At 57.6% G+C, this 15,692-nt stretch carries 14 protein-coding genes and 1 pseudogene; 5 read left to right on the top strand and 10 right to left on the bottom strand.

Features of this window, described 5'->3' with window-relative positions; translation table 11 throughout:
• Positions 1–117: 117 nt before the first annotated feature.
• Complete coding sequence (locus OCY70_RS02480) at positions 118–1,266, bottom strand: glycosyltransferase family 4 protein (RefSeq protein ID WP_213426171.1); 1,149 nt, start codon at positions 1,264–1,266, stop codon at positions 118–120.
• 194 nt (positions 1,267–1,460) lie between these two features.
• Here OCY70_RS02480 and OCY70_RS02475 point away from each other — a divergent pair, with 194 nt between their 5' ends.
• Both OCY70_RS02475 and asd read left to right on the top strand, forming a co-directional pair.
• Positions 1,461–2,549 carry a YheC/YheD family endospore coat-associated protein gene (locus OCY70_RS02475; RefSeq protein WP_213426170.1) on the top strand — a complete coding sequence of 363 codons (1,089 nt, stop codon included), beginning with the start codon at positions 1,461–1,463 and terminating at the stop codon, positions 2,547–2,549.
• Between the two features lie 162 nt (positions 2,550–2,711).
• Positions 2,712–3,530 carry an archaetidylserine decarboxylase gene (asd, locus tag OCY70_RS02470; RefSeq protein WP_213426169.1) on the top strand — a complete coding sequence of 273 codons (819 nt, stop codon included), beginning with the start codon at positions 2,712–2,714 and terminating at the stop codon, positions 3,528–3,530.
• Between the two features lie 77 nt (positions 3,531–3,607).
• On the opposite strand, the gene OCY70_RS02465 is transcribed toward asd, so the two are convergent.
• A complete protein-coding gene (locus OCY70_RS02465; protein WP_213426168.1) occupies positions 3,608–4,393 on the bottom strand; it encodes a helix-turn-helix domain-containing protein in 786 nt (261 codons plus the stop codon).
• A 248-nt stretch (positions 4,394–4,641) separates the two neighbouring features.
• Between OCY70_RS02465 and OCY70_RS02460 the strand changes: the two genes are divergently transcribed.
• Both OCY70_RS02460 and OCY70_RS02455 read left to right on the top strand, forming a co-directional pair.
• Positions 4,642–5,937 carry an aminotransferase class I/II-fold pyridoxal phosphate-dependent enzyme gene (locus OCY70_RS02460; RefSeq protein ID WP_213426167.1) on the top strand — a complete coding sequence of 432 codons (1,296 nt, stop codon included), beginning with the start codon at positions 4,642–4,644 and terminating at the stop codon, positions 5,935–5,937.
• Between the two features lie 82 nt (positions 5,938–6,019).
• A pseudogene (locus OCY70_RS02455) lies at positions 6,020–6,812 on the top strand (Gfo/Idh/MocA family protein).
• A 312-nt stretch (positions 6,813–7,124) separates the two neighbouring features.
• Here OCY70_RS02455 and OCY70_RS02450 read toward each other — a convergent pair.
• The 4 genes from OCY70_RS02450 to OCY70_RS02435 all read right to left on the bottom strand — a co-directional run bounded on the left by OCY70_RS02450 (position 7,125) and on the right by OCY70_RS02435 (position 9,799).
• Positions 7,125–7,946, bottom strand: a complete 822-nt coding sequence (locus tag OCY70_RS02450) for a pyruvate, water dikinase regulatory protein (protein ID WP_213426166.1) — start codon at positions 7,944–7,946, stop codon at positions 7,125–7,127.
• A gap of 24 nt (positions 7,947–7,970) precedes the next feature.
• Positions 7,971–8,624 carry a helix-turn-helix transcriptional regulator gene (locus tag OCY70_RS02445; protein ID WP_213426165.1) on the bottom strand — a complete coding sequence of 218 codons (654 nt, stop codon included), beginning with the start codon at positions 8,622–8,624 and terminating at the stop codon, positions 7,971–7,973.
• Between the two features lie 115 nt (positions 8,625–8,739).
• Complete coding sequence (locus tag OCY70_RS02440) at positions 8,740–9,636, bottom strand: phosphoenolpyruvate protein kinase (RefSeq protein ID WP_213426164.1); 897 nt, start codon at positions 9,634–9,636, stop codon at positions 8,740–8,742.
• Positions 9,626–9,799, bottom strand: a complete 174-nt coding sequence (locus tag OCY70_RS02435; protein WP_197258928.1) for a GapA-binding peptide SR1P — start codon at positions 9,797–9,799, stop codon at positions 9,626–9,628. Before OCY70_RS02435 ends, OCY70_RS02440 begins: the two co-directional genes overlap by 11 nt.
• Positions 9,800–10,052: 253 nt before the next feature.
• Between OCY70_RS02435 and glpX the strand changes: the two genes are divergently transcribed.
• Positions 10,053–11,069, top strand: coding sequence for a class II fructose-bisphosphatase (glpX, locus tag OCY70_RS02430; RefSeq protein WP_213426163.1), 1,017 nt, complete (start codon positions 10,053–10,055; stop codon positions 11,067–11,069).
• A gap of 84 nt (positions 11,070–11,153) precedes the next feature.
• On the opposite strand, the gene OCY70_RS02425 is transcribed toward glpX, so the two are convergent.
• The 4 genes from OCY70_RS02425 to OCY70_RS02410 all read right to left on the bottom strand — a co-directional run bounded on the left by OCY70_RS02425 (position 11,154) and on the right by OCY70_RS02410 (position 15,363).
• Positions 11,154–12,407, bottom strand: coding sequence for an ABC transporter permease (locus tag OCY70_RS02425; protein ID WP_261944562.1), 1,254 nt, complete (start codon positions 12,405–12,407; stop codon positions 11,154–11,156).
• Positions 12,395–13,180, bottom strand: coding sequence for an ABC transporter ATP-binding protein (locus OCY70_RS02420; RefSeq protein WP_213426161.1), 786 nt, complete (start codon positions 13,178–13,180; stop codon positions 12,395–12,397). The genes OCY70_RS02425 and OCY70_RS02420 overlap by 13 nt, the downstream gene beginning before the upstream one ends.
• 267 nt (positions 13,181–13,447) lie before the next feature.
• A complete protein-coding gene (locus OCY70_RS02415; RefSeq protein ID WP_213426160.1) occupies positions 13,448–14,854 on the bottom strand; it encodes an ABC transporter substrate-binding protein in 1,407 nt (468 codons plus the stop codon).
• Between the two features lie 149 nt (positions 14,855–15,003).
• Positions 15,004–15,363, bottom strand: coding sequence for a hypothetical protein (locus OCY70_RS02410; protein ID WP_249724428.1), 360 nt, complete (start codon positions 15,361–15,363; stop codon positions 15,004–15,006).
• Positions 15,364–15,692: the final 329 nt, after the last annotated feature.

Genomic DNA, 15,692 nt, shown 5'->3' with positions numbered 1-15,692 from the left:
CCAACATATAGAGCATCATATGCGTCATAGACCCATATCGTCACTCGCCTATATAGAGAGAATGAGATGTCAAGGAACGGACAGTATCCCCCAGCGGTTCCACGAGCAGGGCCCGCTTCAGCCGAAGCGGTCTATGAAGGCGGCCCAGCGCTCCGCCGTCTGCTCCCAGGTGAACGTGCTGCGCACATGCCGGTCAGCGGCCTCTCCCATCCGCCGCAGCGCTTCCCGATCCCGCAAGAGCCGGACGAAGGCCGACGCCAACCGAACAGGCAGACGGTGCGGCGTGACGAGCAGCCCGGTCTCTCCGTCGCGGACGATTTCTTGAATCCCCCCCACCCGGGATGCGACGACCGGGACTCCCGAAGCCATCGCCTCCAGATTGACCAGACCGAACGCTTCCCGACGGAGCGACGGGACGGCAAGAAGGTCGGCCATCGCGTACCAGGCCGGAATTTCCTCATGCGGGACAAAAGGCACCATCCGGATATGATGCGGGTACTTACGCGCGAATCGTTCCAGACGGCGCACGTACGCCGTCTTCCAGTTCAATCCGTAAGAAGCCCCTCCGACAATGACGAACAGCGCCCGCGGATGCTCGCGGATGACCCGCGGCACAGCCTGCAGCAGCTCCCAGACGCCTTTTTGCGGAATAAGGCGGCCGACATACAGCACAATGTCCCGCTCCTCCCAACCGCGCGCCCGTTTCCCTTCCACGTAACGTTGGATCCCTTCTTCGGTCCAGCGTGAAGGGAAGCGCTCGGCGTCCACCCCGAGCAAGTTGATGGCCGTCTTCTCCAGACAACCCGGACATGCCCGTATCACCTGCCTTTCCAAATAGCGGCTGTTCACAAATATCCGATCGGCGGATGACAGCGCCCTTCGAAGCCCGGCTGGCGAGATTGCCTGTCTATGCATGAAGGTGGTGGAATGAAGCTGGAGCCAGATGTTCGCATGCGGAAAATGCCGCTTTATGATTGGAAGGTAGCGGGGGCGGTTCTCGATCTGGATAATATCGGGTTGGAACTGAGCTAGGCACGGCATCGCTTCATTCACATACAACCGCAAGGGAACCGGTCCGACCCGTTCGACTTTGACGCCGCCCGCCCATTCCGACTCGGCCTGCCCCGGCCATCTCCGGCCGTACACGCGAATGTCCGCACGAGACGATACGAGACCGGTGACATTCTCGACGACTCGCTCCACCGAGCTGCTGGAACCTGACGGATAGGGATAAGATCCTGGCGTTAGGATCGCAACCTTGGGCATAAGCTTTCTCCTTTCTAATTGCATTGCCGGATATGTCGGCTTGCGGCAGGACAGGTCTGCCAGCCGCCGCCGGTCAAGCTGGAACCGTAATTTGGACTAACATCCGTCTGCACTCGTCCATGCGCGTCCGAAGGGGCGTTCATACAATACAGCAGCGACAGTCAGTGGACCAGTAGTTCAGAGGAGGTGCTTCCATGGCAGACAACCGCATCGGCATCCTGTTCAATTCGAACATGCTGCGGGGATTGCTGCGGAATAAGACAGGGCGTGAAGCCATTGCCTTCTACGAGGAAGCCGGGAGGCGCCACGGCGTCATTCCCTGCTTCATGCGCGTGGAAGATGTGAATGTGAGGCAGATGGAGGCCGTCGCGTATATAAGAGACGGTACGGGCTACGCGAGACGGCGCATCCCCGTCCCGTCCGTCATTCATAACCGGGCGATCTATTTCCGTGCCGGGGCGCATGCACGAGTCCAGTCGATGGTGAACCGCGGCACGGTTATTTTCAATCAGGTGAATCGGTACGGAAAATGGAAGCTCCACGTTCTGCTCCAGCAAGATCCCGCACTCGTTCCTCATTTGCCGATTACGGCCCCTGCCCGGCCGGGCACCGTCGCGGCCATGATGGACAACTGCGGCGGAGTCGTGCTGAAGCCGGACAACAACAGTGTCGGACGCGGCATTATGAAGCTGGAGCGCAGCAGCACCGGCTGGACCATCGTCTACTCCAGACGAACAGCCAGCGGAGCGAGAAAGTGGCGGAAGGCGAATCTCCCGGGCGGCAGGCTGCCGCGATTCGTGATTGCCCAACTGCGGCGGACTCCCTATCTTGTACAGGAGCTGCTTCCGCTCGCCCAGTACCACGATCGTCCCTTTGATTTGCGGGTCTCTGTCCAACGCGACGGAAGCAGAGCGTGGCAAATCACCGGCATCGTCGGCCGGGTCGCGCCTCGGCATACCTTCGTTACCAACGTTGCGCAGGGAGGGACGGTGCATCGGCTCGAAGAGCTGGTTGCCGCCGCTTTACCGCATTACTCCGTCGCGGAGGTGGTGGAGCGCGTCAGCGCATTCTCTCTGCATATCGTGAACCGCCTTTCCCGCAGCTTGAGCCATCTGGCCGATGTCGGACTCGATATCGGGTTGACGTCCGACGGCAAGCCGTTATTCATTGAATGCAACGGGCGCGATCAACGCTACAGCTTCCGCGAGGCCGGGCTGCACGATATCTGGGAGGCCACTTATTGCAATCCCATCGCTTACGGAGCTTCTTTCCTGCGGAGCTAGCCAGACGGCAGCGTATGGATTATCATATTGAAAAAACAGGCGTTCTGTGTCAAGATAGTCCACAGAAGAGCGGTTTGCGCTCTCTTCTGCGGAATACAAATATACAGGACGCCTGTCCCGCTCCGTGGAGAATGGGCACCTGCCACTAGGTGATGAACAATCATGAAGAAACGATGGATGCGCCTGCTGACCGAATTGTCTTCGCGCAAATGGGTCTCGCGTACAGCCGGGCGCGCGGCAAGCTCGGGATGGAGCCGCCGATGGATTCCTTCCTTTGCCAAGGCCTATAACATACAAGTAGACGAGGCGGAGAAGCCGATGTCTGAATACCGGACGCTGAACGAATTTTTCACCCGCCGCCTGAAGCCGGGGATGCGGCCGCTTGCGGCCGGCGAGGATATTTTGCTTAGCCCGGTGGACGCGCTGATTACCGGGATGGGGCCGATCCGGCAGGGCACGATCCTGAACGTCAAGGGGCAGGATTATACGTTGGACGAGCTGCTGCACCGTTCGCCTTACCAGCAGAAATATATGCATGGCTACTACTTCGTGCTCTATCTGAGCCCGACTGACTACCATCGCATTCATTCGCCGGTCACCGGCAAGCTGGTAGAGAGCGAGCACGTGCCGGGCCGGGTATACCCCGTCAATGACTTCGGTCTGCGCCACATGCCCCGCGTGCTGAGCCGCAACGAGCGGTTGATTACGTATCTTCGCCATGCGCATGGCGAAGTGTCGGTCGTGAAGGTCGGAGCGTTGAACGTAAGCAGCATCCACTATACGGACGGAGCGCCGCTTCCCGCGTACGAGCGGGGGCAGGAACTTGCCTACTTCGCTTTCGGCTCGACCGTTGTTCTATTGACGGAGAACGGCACGTTCGAGCCGCGGAGCGACTTGGCTGTCGGATCCGCCGTGAAGATGGGAGAAGGCTTGGGCCGGCTGCAGGACGCAGGGACCAGCCCGCGAACAGGAGAAGCTTGAAATGCCCTGCAGCCGAAGAAAGGCCGCTTATCGATGAACGAAGGAACGTTCGCGATAAGCGGCCTTTTTTATTTTCGTCAGCGTATTTCGGAAGGGCTTCGCCCTGTGTACTGCTTGAACTGCCTGCTGAAAAAGAAGATATCCCGGTATCCGAGCGCATCCGCCACTTCCGTTACATTCATCCCTGCATGATGCAGCAGATGCTCTGCCCGTTCAATGCGGGATCTAATAATATACGTTTGCACTGAGGTACCGATCAGCTCTTTGAATTTGACCGAGAAATAACGCGGCGACAATTGGGCGCGCTGCGCCAAATCTTGAATGCGGTGATTGGCCCCCGGATTTTGCCGGATATAGTTGGCAATCTCATGAATCGCCTCGGACAGATGATAGCTTGTCTTCCGTTCTCCGGTTCCTTCGCGATCGATGCGAAGCAGGTGAATCATCAGCTGCTTGAGGACCAGCTTCGCCTCTTCCTCCGCCCCGTAGGAGCGGGACAGGAACAAGCGGACGTAACGGGCCAGCAGATGCTCAAAATCGACGGTCTCCTCCAGAACGCGGTATGGCTCGGGTATCTCGTCCACGGGACCTTCCACGTCAAAATGGATGTACGTCAGGGTCAGCGGCTTCTGCGCATTATGGGAAGCGACCGTATTGTCGCCCGGCCGGAAGAGGAAGCAGCTGCCTTTGCTGAGATGATACGATACATCATTCAACTGCAGTTCTCCTTCTCCGTTCCACACATAAAAGAGATCATAATTCGGCATCGCCTTCTCGCGCTTATGCCATTTCCAGTTCGGCTCGCATGTAATCTTCGCGCAGGCCGGCTTGATGACGTATCGGTTCGGTTCGGCGTTCAACACGGATGGTTCCTCCCTCCTTCCCGGATTCCATTCGGGAATTCTCTATCGTAGTTAACTATTACGGCACCTCATTCAACGCCTTTATCATTTGCACTATTCTACTACAAATCGCTTCGTGAACACAATCATGCCGGCCCCGAATCTTCCGTCTTGATTCGGATATCTTCGTCCCAAACCGTGACGAAAGCGGAAATTTGATGATATAATAGGAAAAATCAATTTAGAATGATGTTGGAAGGATGGACGAAATGAACCCACTGGCTCAGCAATTGAATGACACGATTCAAAGAGACAACCCGAACATTCACGCCATGCTTTCGCGCCTCGGCCGCCAGATCTATTTCCCGAAGGAAGGCATATTAAGCCAATCCGCAGAAGCGGGGAGCAAGGCGAAGCAATTCAACGCGACGATTGGCATCGCGACGGAAGGCGGCATCCCGATGCACCTGGACGTCATCCAGGAGACGCTGTCGGCCTACAACCCGAAGGATATCTATCCGTATGCGCCGCCGGCCGGCAAGCCGGAGCTGCGCAAGCTGTGGAAAGAAAAGATGATCAAGGAGAATCCTTCTCTTGCTGACAAGCATATCAGCATGCCGATCGCGACCAATGCGTTGACGCACGGGTTGAGCATTGTCGCCGATTTGTTCGCCGAGGAAGGCGATGTGGTCATTATGCCGGATAAAAACTGGGAGAACTACGAGTTGACCTTCAGCATCCGCCGCGGAGCCGAGATGGTCTACTATCCGCTGTACGACGACAACTGGAAGTTCAATAGCGCCGGACTTCGGGATGCCCTGTTCGCCCATTGCGACAAGGGCAAAGCTATCGTCGTGCTGAACTTCCCGAACAATCCGACCGGATATACGCCGGGCCGGGAAGAGGGCCAAGCGATCGTCAAGGCCATTCTTGAAGCGGCAGAAGCAGGCATGCGCCTCGTTGTCGTCACGGATGACGCTTATTTCGGCTTGTTCTTCGAGGATTCGATGCATGAGTCCCTCTTCTCGTCTCTCGCTTCCCTGCATCCGAACGTGCTGCCGGTCAAGGTGGATGGAGCGACCAAGGAAGAGTATGTATGGGGCTTCCGTGTCGGGTTCATTACCTATGCGGCAGAATCGGAAGCGCTCCTCGCGGCGTTGGAGCAGAAGACGATGGGCATCATTCGCGCGACCATTTCCAGCGGTCCCCATCCTTCCCAGACGTTCGTCCTCCATGCCCTGCAATCACCGGAGTTCGAAGCGCAGAAGCAGGAGAAGTACCGCATCATGAAGGCGCGGGCCAACAAGGTCAAAGCGCTGCTCGACAGCGGGAAATACGGGGATGTATGGAGCTACTATCCGTTCAACTCCGGATACTTCATGTGCCTCAAGCTGAACACCGTGCCTGCGGAGCAGCTTCGCACCCATTTGCTGGACGCATATGGCGTCGGAACGATCGCGCTGGGCGACACCGACCTGCGGGTTGCCTTCTCTTGCATCGAGGAAGCGGATCTCGAGAAGCTGTTCGACACCATTTATCAAGGCGTGCTTGATATTAGCCAATAAAAGCTGCGCGATCTGCGCAGATGACGAAGAAGCCGGCAGCCGATATGCTGCCGGCTTTGGCATAAAAGGGAGGAGCATCAAGATGAGAGTGCCCCGGATTGGCATCGTCGGCTTGGGAAGCATTGCGCAGAAGGCCTATTTGCCGGTGCTCAGCCGCGCCGAGGAATGGACGCTCGTCGGCGCGTACACGCCGAACGAAGCGAAGCGCCTCACCGTATGCGCCCAGCATCGAATCGCGCCGTATGCGAGCTTCGGACGCCTCGCCGAAGAGTGCGACGCCATGTTCGTTCACAGCTCGACGGCTTCCCATTACGAGATTGTCGCGGAGCTGCTCCGGCGCGGCATTGATGTCTATGTCGACAAGCCGCTTGCCGCCACGCTGGAGCAGGCGGAGGCATTGGCGGAGCTGAACAAGAAACTGGGACGCACGTTGATGGTCGGCTTCAACCGCAGGTTCGCCCCGCGCTATGAAGCGCTGGCATCAGAGGCCGCGCAAGCCTCCTGGATCGGGGCATTTGCTTGATGTTCACCATCTGTTCGCGCCCGCCGCCGGCAAAGGCCCGTCCCTATTCGCAGCCATGCACCGCCAGGCTGGCATTGATGTGGAGCTGGTCGAACGGATCGGACCCGTGTCCACTCACCGGGTGCGCAATCTGTCCGAATTGACCGTAGAGGAGAACGGAGCCAGCCGCATCGAGTCTGCGGGATCCTGGACTTCCGTGGGGAAGATTAGAGGCTTCGAGGATGCGGTTCTGCACTTTATCGGCTGCATCACCCACGGCGGCCGGCCCCTTACCGATGGCCGGGAAGCCTGCGAGACCCAGGCGCTTATCCACGCCCTGGCTGCCGAAGCAGTCGTCGTGGAAGAGGAGTGAGAACCGGCTACCTTGAGGGCCAAGCGGCGGAAGATGGATGAGGCAGCGAAATCCTGCAGTTAGACAGGAATTTACGCTATTTCAGCCGCTCTCTGATGCAATTCCTGCAAAAGCGATCCTTTTCGCCTATTTTAGCTTGCAATCCACCTTGGGATGCTGAAATTGATGCAGTTTTGTGCAGAATTTCCTGTAACAGAATAACCGTCATCAGGGAAAACTGCATTTTTACAGTTTTTCGGCAAGCCGGGCGGTAAGAAGCAGGAAGGGGCTGTCTCACGGTAGCGAAAACTACGTATGAGACAACCCCTTCCGTTATGAAGACGGAAGAAGCCGGATAATGGCGTTCGCCGTCTCTTCTATCGCTTTGTCGGATACATCGAAAACATGGCAATTCCATTTGTCGGCCAGCATGGCCGCATAATCCAGCTCCTCCTGTATCCGCTCGGCGGAGCAATACATAGAGCTATGCGGAAGGCCCAGATTCTTCAGCCTCTCTTCCCGGATGCGAAGCAGCCGCTCAGCCGGCATCGTCAGCATGAAGATGCGCTCGCCGGGCATTCGGTAAATTTCCTGCGGCGGCTTCACTTCCGGCGATAACGGAATATTGGCGACTTTGTAACCCTTGTGGCTCAAAAAGACGCTCAACGGCGTCTTCGAGGTGCGGGAAGGGCCGATCAGCACGATATCCGCTTCGGCAATCGCCGTCGTATCCTTCCCGTCATCGCATTTGACCGTGAATTCGATGGCCTCCATGCGGCGAAAATAATCGTCATCCATCGTATGAAGCAGTCCGGGCTGACGCTTCGGAGAGTCATTGAACGTATCGATGAATGCTTGCATCATCGGCCCCATAATATCGACCGCTCGCACGCCGAGCCGAATCGCCTCTTCTTTCATCATTTCCCGAAGCTCGGGCTGCACCAGCGTATAGGCGACGAAGCCGCCTTCGCGGCTCACCTGCTCCATCAACGCTCTGATTTCGTCCTCTTGCTTCACATGGCTCTTCCGTTGAATCACAATTTCCTGTCCATGGAATTGCCGTGCGGCCGCCCGTACGACGGATTCAGCGGTATCTCCCAGCGAATCGGAGCATACCGTCACAATGTATGGAGATTGTTGGCTCGATTCTCCCATGCTTGCGCTTCCCCTTCCCTTCCTTTACCTGCCCTTCACCTGGCGAAGAAATACTTTCAGGATCGTCGTCTTGGATATCCGTCCTACGACCTCCCATTTGTCGTTGGCCGCATCTCCGCGCTGTACAACGACGGGCAGCGTATCGATATCATGCTCGTCCAGCTTTTTGGCGGCCTCGATAATCGAATCCTCCGGCTTCACGGTAATCAGCGGCGTGCGCGTCATCACGAAGCTGACCGGCATTGTGCCCGCCACCGCATTGCCGAGCGTTACCTTCAACAAGTCTTTTCTCGAGACGACGCCAAGCAGCATCCCCTCCTCATCAGCTACAATCAGGCTTCCTACATTCTCCAAAAATAACGTGACCACGGCATCATGAACAGTGGAAGTGTCCCGGACGATGATGGGCATGCTCTGTACGTCCTGTACTCGAATGTTCAGTGGCTCGCTAGGAGCGCCTGCCGTAATGTTTCCCGGGAAATAACCGACCTTCGGCTTGGCATCCAAATACCCCAGCATGACAAGCACGGAAAGATCGGATCGAATCGTCGGCCGGCTGATCCCGAGCTGCTCGGCGATCTGCTCGCCGGTAATCGGCGCGGACCGCTGCACGAGCTGTACGATTTCTGATTGGCGCGGCGTAAGTTGAATGGCGCATCCCCCCTTTTCCTTCGACATGATTCATGTTCATGCGCATCTTCAGTCCCTACATTGTACTGCAATTCGGCGGCTTCCATCAATGCCCAACAGAAGAGACGATCTTCGCTGCCGGGCAGGAAGATCGTCTCCATGCTTAATAAGGGGAGAATGAACATCTCCATACGATATCCGCATCCGCAATCCGCTCATCTTCATCTACCCCCGCTTCATCGCCCGTAATCCAGAGGCCGACTAACGGACCGCTTCGCTTGGCCGTCTCGCCCATAATCTGCTCGGCGGCAGACCGGGCCATACGGACATGCTTCTCCCATGCCTCCGGGTGATAGGGGAGCATGACGGTGACATGAGCTTTGCTGCCGGTCCGGTAGCAGCGATCGACCGCCCGGAACAGCGCCTCCGCCTGCATATCTATCCAATCCGGCACGGCATCCGAGATGAACGCCGGCTTCCGGTCCTCGTCCGCGAGAAGCCATTCCTTCCAGCGGCGCAGCACGAACCACTGCTGATTCAGCTTATCAAGGCTGCGCCCTTCCGATTCTGCGGCCAGACGCTGCAGCACTTCCATCCGCTGCTCGATATCCGTCAGGCTCGGCAGCGCTTCCTTCAAGCGGGCATCCGCCAGAACGATATATAGATGCACGGGGCGGGATGATGAGGCCGCCTTGATGAAGGACTCATATTCCGACGTCATGAACGGAACCAGCTTGTGAAGAGCGGCGTCTCTCTCCGTCGCAGTGGCCGACTGCAGCATCTCCCTCACCAGCCGGATTCGTTCCGGCGTCAAGAGCGGCTCCGCGCCCGCGGTGAGCAAGATGTGGGCGGCTTCCCGGCTGAGCGCAACCGGAATGTCTGAACGCTTCCAGCAGCGCATGACCGTGCGGCTGAACGCGGCTCTCTGCCCTAATCTGTCTTCTTCCCATATGTGTCCCCACGCGGAACCGGTCCGGCGGATGAGGCGAAAATACGTTGCCTGCCCGCCCTCGCTCCATTCCGCTTCCTGATGCCATGCCGGCTGCGCACTAGACTTCAAGGTGCTGTACCTCTCTTTCCGGTGCCGCATCCTCGTGACAGCCATGTGATTTGCAGTCCATGTAATAGACCGTTACCCGCTCCGTATCTTGCTCTGCGATAAACCGGTTGCATTGTTTGCATAGAATAGCGCCCAATAACGGCTTGCATTGGGTTTGTTCCATCACACATCCACCTCTCCTCAGTCATCGTGACGGGTATCCGAACGCGAAGCATTATGGTGTCATTAATGACGGTAATCGCGGAAGCTTCTGGCTGATACCCTATAAATATGACGGCATAATCCATCATATTCTTGCAACAATTCGTTTGACTGGACAAAATAACGGATTGCTTTTCCATATTATATATCATATTATTTAATAACACACAATATTTAATTATTTAATACGTCATAATCAGGAGTGGTGAACAAGTATGGATCGACAATTAAGTTTGGAATGTGTTCGCGTGACCGAAGCGGCGGCCCTGGCATCGGCGCAATGGATTGGCCGGGGGCGTTCCGATGAGGCGGATGACGCGGCGACCCGCATGATGCGCAGCATGTTCGCTTCGGTTCCGATTCAAGGTACGGTCGTGATCGGGGAAGGGGAAATGGACGAGGCGCCGATGCTCGCCATCGGAGAGTCGGTCGGATCCGGGGAAGGCTCGGAGGCGGATGTCGCGGTAGACCCCGTCGAAGGCACGGAATTGGTAGCCAAAGGATTGAACGGAGCGTTGTCCGTCATCGCGATAGCGGACCGGGGGCAATTGCTCCATGCGCCCGATATGTATATGCGCAAGCTGGCCTGCGGCCCGCGGCTCAGAGGCCATCTCCATCTGGATGATCCGCTCGAATGGACGGTGCGGAAGGCAGCCACCGTGTTGGGGCGCGATGTATCGGAGTTGACGGTGTCCATTCTCGATCGGGAACGCCATGCCGCCGAGATCGCCGCCCTGCGTCGCGCCGGCGTCCGGCTGAAGCTGCTCGAGGCGGGCGATGTCGCAGGTGCGCTAGCCACGGCCTTCTCGGAATCCGGCGTCGATCTGTATGTCGGCTCGGGCGGCGCCCCGGAAGGCGTGCTGGCCGCAGCCGCTCTGCGCTGCATGGGCGGAGAGATGCAGGCTCGTCTGATGCCCGCCGGCGAAGAGGAATGGAACCGGTGCCTCGCGATGGGAGTTCATCCGCCCGATCGGCTGCTGCATACGGAGGATCTGTGCGGACGCGGCGACGTCATCTTCGCGGCGACCGGGATCACGCCGGGGGATGTGCTGCAAGGAGTGCGGAACACGTCGGGCAATTACGCGGAGACCCATTCGCTCGTGCTGCGCTCCAAGACCGGAACGCTGCGCTTCGTCCGCACGCTGCACGCGATGGATCCCTGCTCCCTGCAGCCGGATGCCTTGCCGGAGGTCGCGTCTGCCTCGGCAGACAGACGCTCCGATGCGATATAGATGCCGGCGCTCCTCCGCGGCCGAATTCACGAAGCAAGAAGGGTGTCTGCGGCCTCAAGCGCTGGATACCCTTCATTGTTGTCTTTATGCTTCATCATCGTCCGCCCGCCGCTTGGCGCGCTTGAGCCGGAACAACAGCACGAGTACGAATCCGCCCGCCGCGGCGGCTCCCTTGAAGCTCCAGGCCGTCGCGCCCAGCCAGAGCGGGATCAGCAGGACGATGGCGCAGCTTAGATGGATGGCTGTGCTCATCCGCAGCGCGGCTTCATGCCGGGCGTGAGGCGGCAGCGGATAAATGCTTCCCATAACGTCATGCCGGTGATACGTGAACAAAGTATGGAGCTGGGCTCCGATAACGAGCAGGAGCAGCCCATAGGCCGCTGCACTCCAGACGGAATCCCGTACCCACAATAAAGCGAGCAGGCCGATGACGACCAGCCGCATCAGAATGCCCAGCAGCTCGCTGCGGGCGAATGTCTTCGCCAACAAATAGCGGTAAGCCGCTTGAGGCTGGTAGGCATGGCGGTCGCCGAACCGCTTCAGCCAAGGCCGCATATAACGGCGCTCTTCCGCGACGGCGATATCGACGAAGTTCGAGAGAAGCAGAAATACCCGGCTCGCATGAACCCGCTCCGTCTCGATGTGGCGCTCCCATGGAAAACGGAGCCTGCTCCGGGTAACCGTCCAGCCGATATAGCCTAGTCCCGCAGCTCCCGTAATCAGCGCTGCCGCCGGAACGCTCAGCCACAGCCAACTCGCCGTCGCTCCCCAGACCCAAGCATAGCGCAGCCACCGGCTCGCTCCTCGAATAGACGGATCGCTCATCTGCCGTTCGCCCCAACTGCCGACGGCAGCGACGCACTTTAGCAGGATGATGACGGCCAGCATCATCGCAAAATGCTTCGGCTCCGGGTCCGCCCGATGATATAACGGCCATAGCACGGTCCATACTCCCAGCGGAAGCAGCATTCTCGGGATGAGACTGTAGCGGATGCTCCGCTTCATGTAATCGGCCAACCGCCCTTCCACCCGCAGCAGGAAGACCAGATCCGGCGGCTCGAGGAACGTGCGGTAGGTCATGTAAGCCGTCGCCGGCGCGACCAGAAGCAGCACCAGTTCGCGAACCGGGAAGCCGGACGGGATTTGCTCTAAAAAGTTGGCGTAAAAAGCCGTCCCGGTTATAAATCCTAAAACGAGCACAATGGCCAGGCCGCTCTGTGCAACATACCCTAAATAAGGGAGCACTTGCCTCCAGAACCGTTGCCGGCGCTCCCTCCATAACCGGCCCGCGTCGAACGTCGCGGTTCCGTCCGCTTCCCGGGAGGTTATCCGTTCCATGGACGATCACCGCCCCCCTGCTGCACGTCGGTCACCCACGTATAGAAGAGATCCTCCAGCCGTTCTTCGGCAGGCCGGCCGGAGTAGCCGCTCCACTGCTTCCGCAGCTCCTCCCGGCTGCCCGCGCCCAGCACTCTTCCTTGGTGCAGCAGGACGAAGCCGTCGCAATAATGCTCGATCGTGGACAAAATATGCGAGCTGACGAGCAGCGCCGCCCCTTCTTCCTTGACGCTCTTCATATATTGAAGCAGCGAACGGATGCCGAGCGGATCAAGGCCAAGGAACGGCTCGTCAATGATATAGAGCGGAGGGCGAACCGCAAATGCGCACATCAGCATCGTCTTCTGCTTCATGCCCTTGGATAGATGCTGAGCCGCCTTATCCAGATGCGGCTCCATCTGGAACAACTGCGCGAGCTCGGCCACCCGCTGCTCGAATCGGGCCTTGTCCACCCCATAAGCGGTGGCCGTCCAGACCAGATGCTCGCGCACGGTCAAGGCGTCATACAGCAGCGGGGTCTCGGGAACGTACGCCAATGCCGCCCGGTACTGCTCCGGGGCTTCCGCCAGCGTACGTCCCTTCAGCGTTACCTTGCCGGACTGCGGCTCAAGCAGCCCGAGAATATGCTTCATCGTCGTGCTCTTCCCGGCGCCGTTCAGCCCGATCAATCCGATCATCTGCCCGGCTTCGACCGTGAAGTTAATATCGTGGAGAACCGGTCTGCCGACACTGTAGCCGCCGGTCAACCTTTCAATATGTAATAAAGATTCCATATTTCGTCACCTCACCGCCTATTATACCGGACACGGAGAGGGGATGCGAATAGATCGGCATTATGCGGGCTGACGGAGGCTTCGTCTGCAGCTTCGGCTCCGGCTCGGGATACGATCTTCAGCGCTTCATTGTCTTCGCTTTCGATGGCGGCGGCCGCTTCATCGACGGTTTTCGCAGATCCGTGAAGAAGAAGTTGCCGACGGACCTCCGCTTGTTAGTCACTCCGCCTTCTCTCCTTCTGTCATTCGCCTTTGCTAAGCGGCAGCTTATTTCTTCCCGGCCTGCTCCTTCGCTTTAGCCGCCTCTCGCGCCTGCTGGAGGGCCGCATTGCCTTCGGTCTCGATGGCGGCCACGGCTTCCTCCGCAGACTTGCCGTTCTCGACCATCGCCTTCAATTCCTTAATGATAATGTTCGAGAAGGCCATGTGGAATCCGTCCGGGAGGTTCACGTTCGAGCCTCCCCATACGGAACCGCCCGACGCCTTCGGCCGCAGCATATAGAAGGCTTCCGTGCTTTTGCCGTCCACTTCTTTCATCGCGTCCATTCTTGTCGGCAGTTGGCCCCGGAAGGAACGGGAAGCGGCCTTCGCCATTTCCGGGCCGTTCACGAACTTCACGAACTCCCAAGCCGCCCGCTTGTTCGGGGAATCGGCCGCGATCGCATAGATAGAATCCAGCACCGTAAAGGCGGATTCCTCCGGCGCAGCCGGATCGACGGGCGCCGTAACGAAGTCCCAATTGATGTCTTGGATGTCGCTGTCATGCTTCGGCCGGTTCCGAAGATCGCTGATGAGCCAGCCCGATCCGAACATCATCGCGACTTTGCCTTTGAAGAACTGCTCGGTCTGCCAAAAATACATCGTATTTTCTTTTTCCGGCTCCAGAGACACCGTATAGACCGCTTTGCCGCGAATCGCCTTGGCTGTCAGCTCCATCGCTTCCTTCCAGCCGTCCGTATTGAAGGTGACCTTCTCCCCCTTCGCGTCGAACACCCGGAGCGACGAGTTGCTTGCGACATGAAAAAGCATGCGGTCGGCGTGGCCGAATTCATCAGACAAACCATAAATCCGATCGTCCCCGGAACCGAGGCCCGCGAAGCGGCTCGACAATTCGAGCAGTTCTTTCCAGCTCATCTGATTGCGCGGGGGGTCAATCTGATGTTCTCGGAACAGATCGGCGTTATAGTAGACGATCGAGGCACTAAAGTACGGAGCCAAGCCGTATAGCGAGCCGCCGCCGCGTTCCCGAAGCATCTCGACGAGCCCGGGCATATATCCGTCCAGATCGAAATTCTCCTGCTCGATCACCGTGTCCAGATTGTACAGCTTCCCTTCCTGCGCAAGCTTCTCGAAGCTGTCCGAACCCGTCATAATGACATCTGGCTTGTGTTTCTCGATAAATTTGAGATATTCCTCCTCATAGCTCGTCCCGTTTTCCTGCATATCCTGATAGATTGTGCCCGTGTTGATGACCTCGAACTCGATATTGGGATACTTCACATTGAAGTTGTTCCCGTAATCGCTGTAAAAGCTGCCCTCGTCATAATAGAGCACTTTAATTTTTCCCTTGCCTTCGGAATCCAGCTCTTCAAGCGCGGGCTTCTCGCCAAAGCAGCCCCCCAGCAAAGAAATCACAGCAAGCAGCAGTATGGCAACCTTCCATTTCTTTCTCAATCCGTTCTCCTCCTTTTCGTTACAAGAAGCAAGTATATCGGCGGTTCCCGCATCATTCAACCAAATAAAGGAAATCTTAATCAAATCGATAGGGGATGTTAAGAACTATTAAGGAATCTGGAAGCGATCCGCTCCCGCCTTGATCGGGTCTACTTCTTCCCGGCATTCGCCTTCGCCTTCTGCGCCGCCCGCGCCTGCTCGAGGAGCGCGTTGCCCTCGCTCTCGATGGAGGCCGCCGCCGCTTCGGCGGACTTCCCGTTCTCGACCATTTCGTGTAATTGCTTTTTCACCAGACTCGGGAAGCCAAAAGTGAACTCATCCGGTCGGTTCACGTTTGAGCCTCCCCAGATGGAACCGCCCCCGGCCTTCGGCCGCAGCAGGTAGAAGCTTTCCTCATCGGCATAAACCACTTTCAGCGTCCCGGGGCCTTCTTTCCCCGGTTCTTCCAGCACCGGCTTCTCTCCGAAGCAGCCGCTAAGCATCGCAGCGGCGATCGCCAGCAGCGTCATATGCCTCCACTTCCTTCTCAAAGTCATTCGCCTCTCTTTCTGGATTTTGCGGCCGTGCCAGATGATTTCTTGCTGGCCTCATGCCATCAACGCTCTCTATCCTGGTATAACGAACCGTAAGTCTTAGATGTGACAATCGTACAGCGAACCGTCTCCCTTTCCGCTAAGCATATCGATCAGGCCGGGCAGATATCATTGTAAAATTAATATGAAAAGAAAGACATATTACAACGTGTGCAAAAAAGACCGCCAACTTATGTCAGCGGCCTAAAGTCATGTGCTGCACTCTACGATGTTAATCCCCTTTGGATGAGCCTTCCTTCGTAGTG

This window comes from Paenibacillus melissococcoides (assembly GCA_944800085.1).
Lineage (GTDB): Bacteria > Bacillota > Bacilli > Paenibacillales > Paenibacillaceae > Paenibacillus_B > Paenibacillus_B melissococcoides.
The sequence above is the reverse complement of the archived record's forward strand: the minus strand, read 5'-3'. Positions and strand labels throughout refer to the sequence as shown.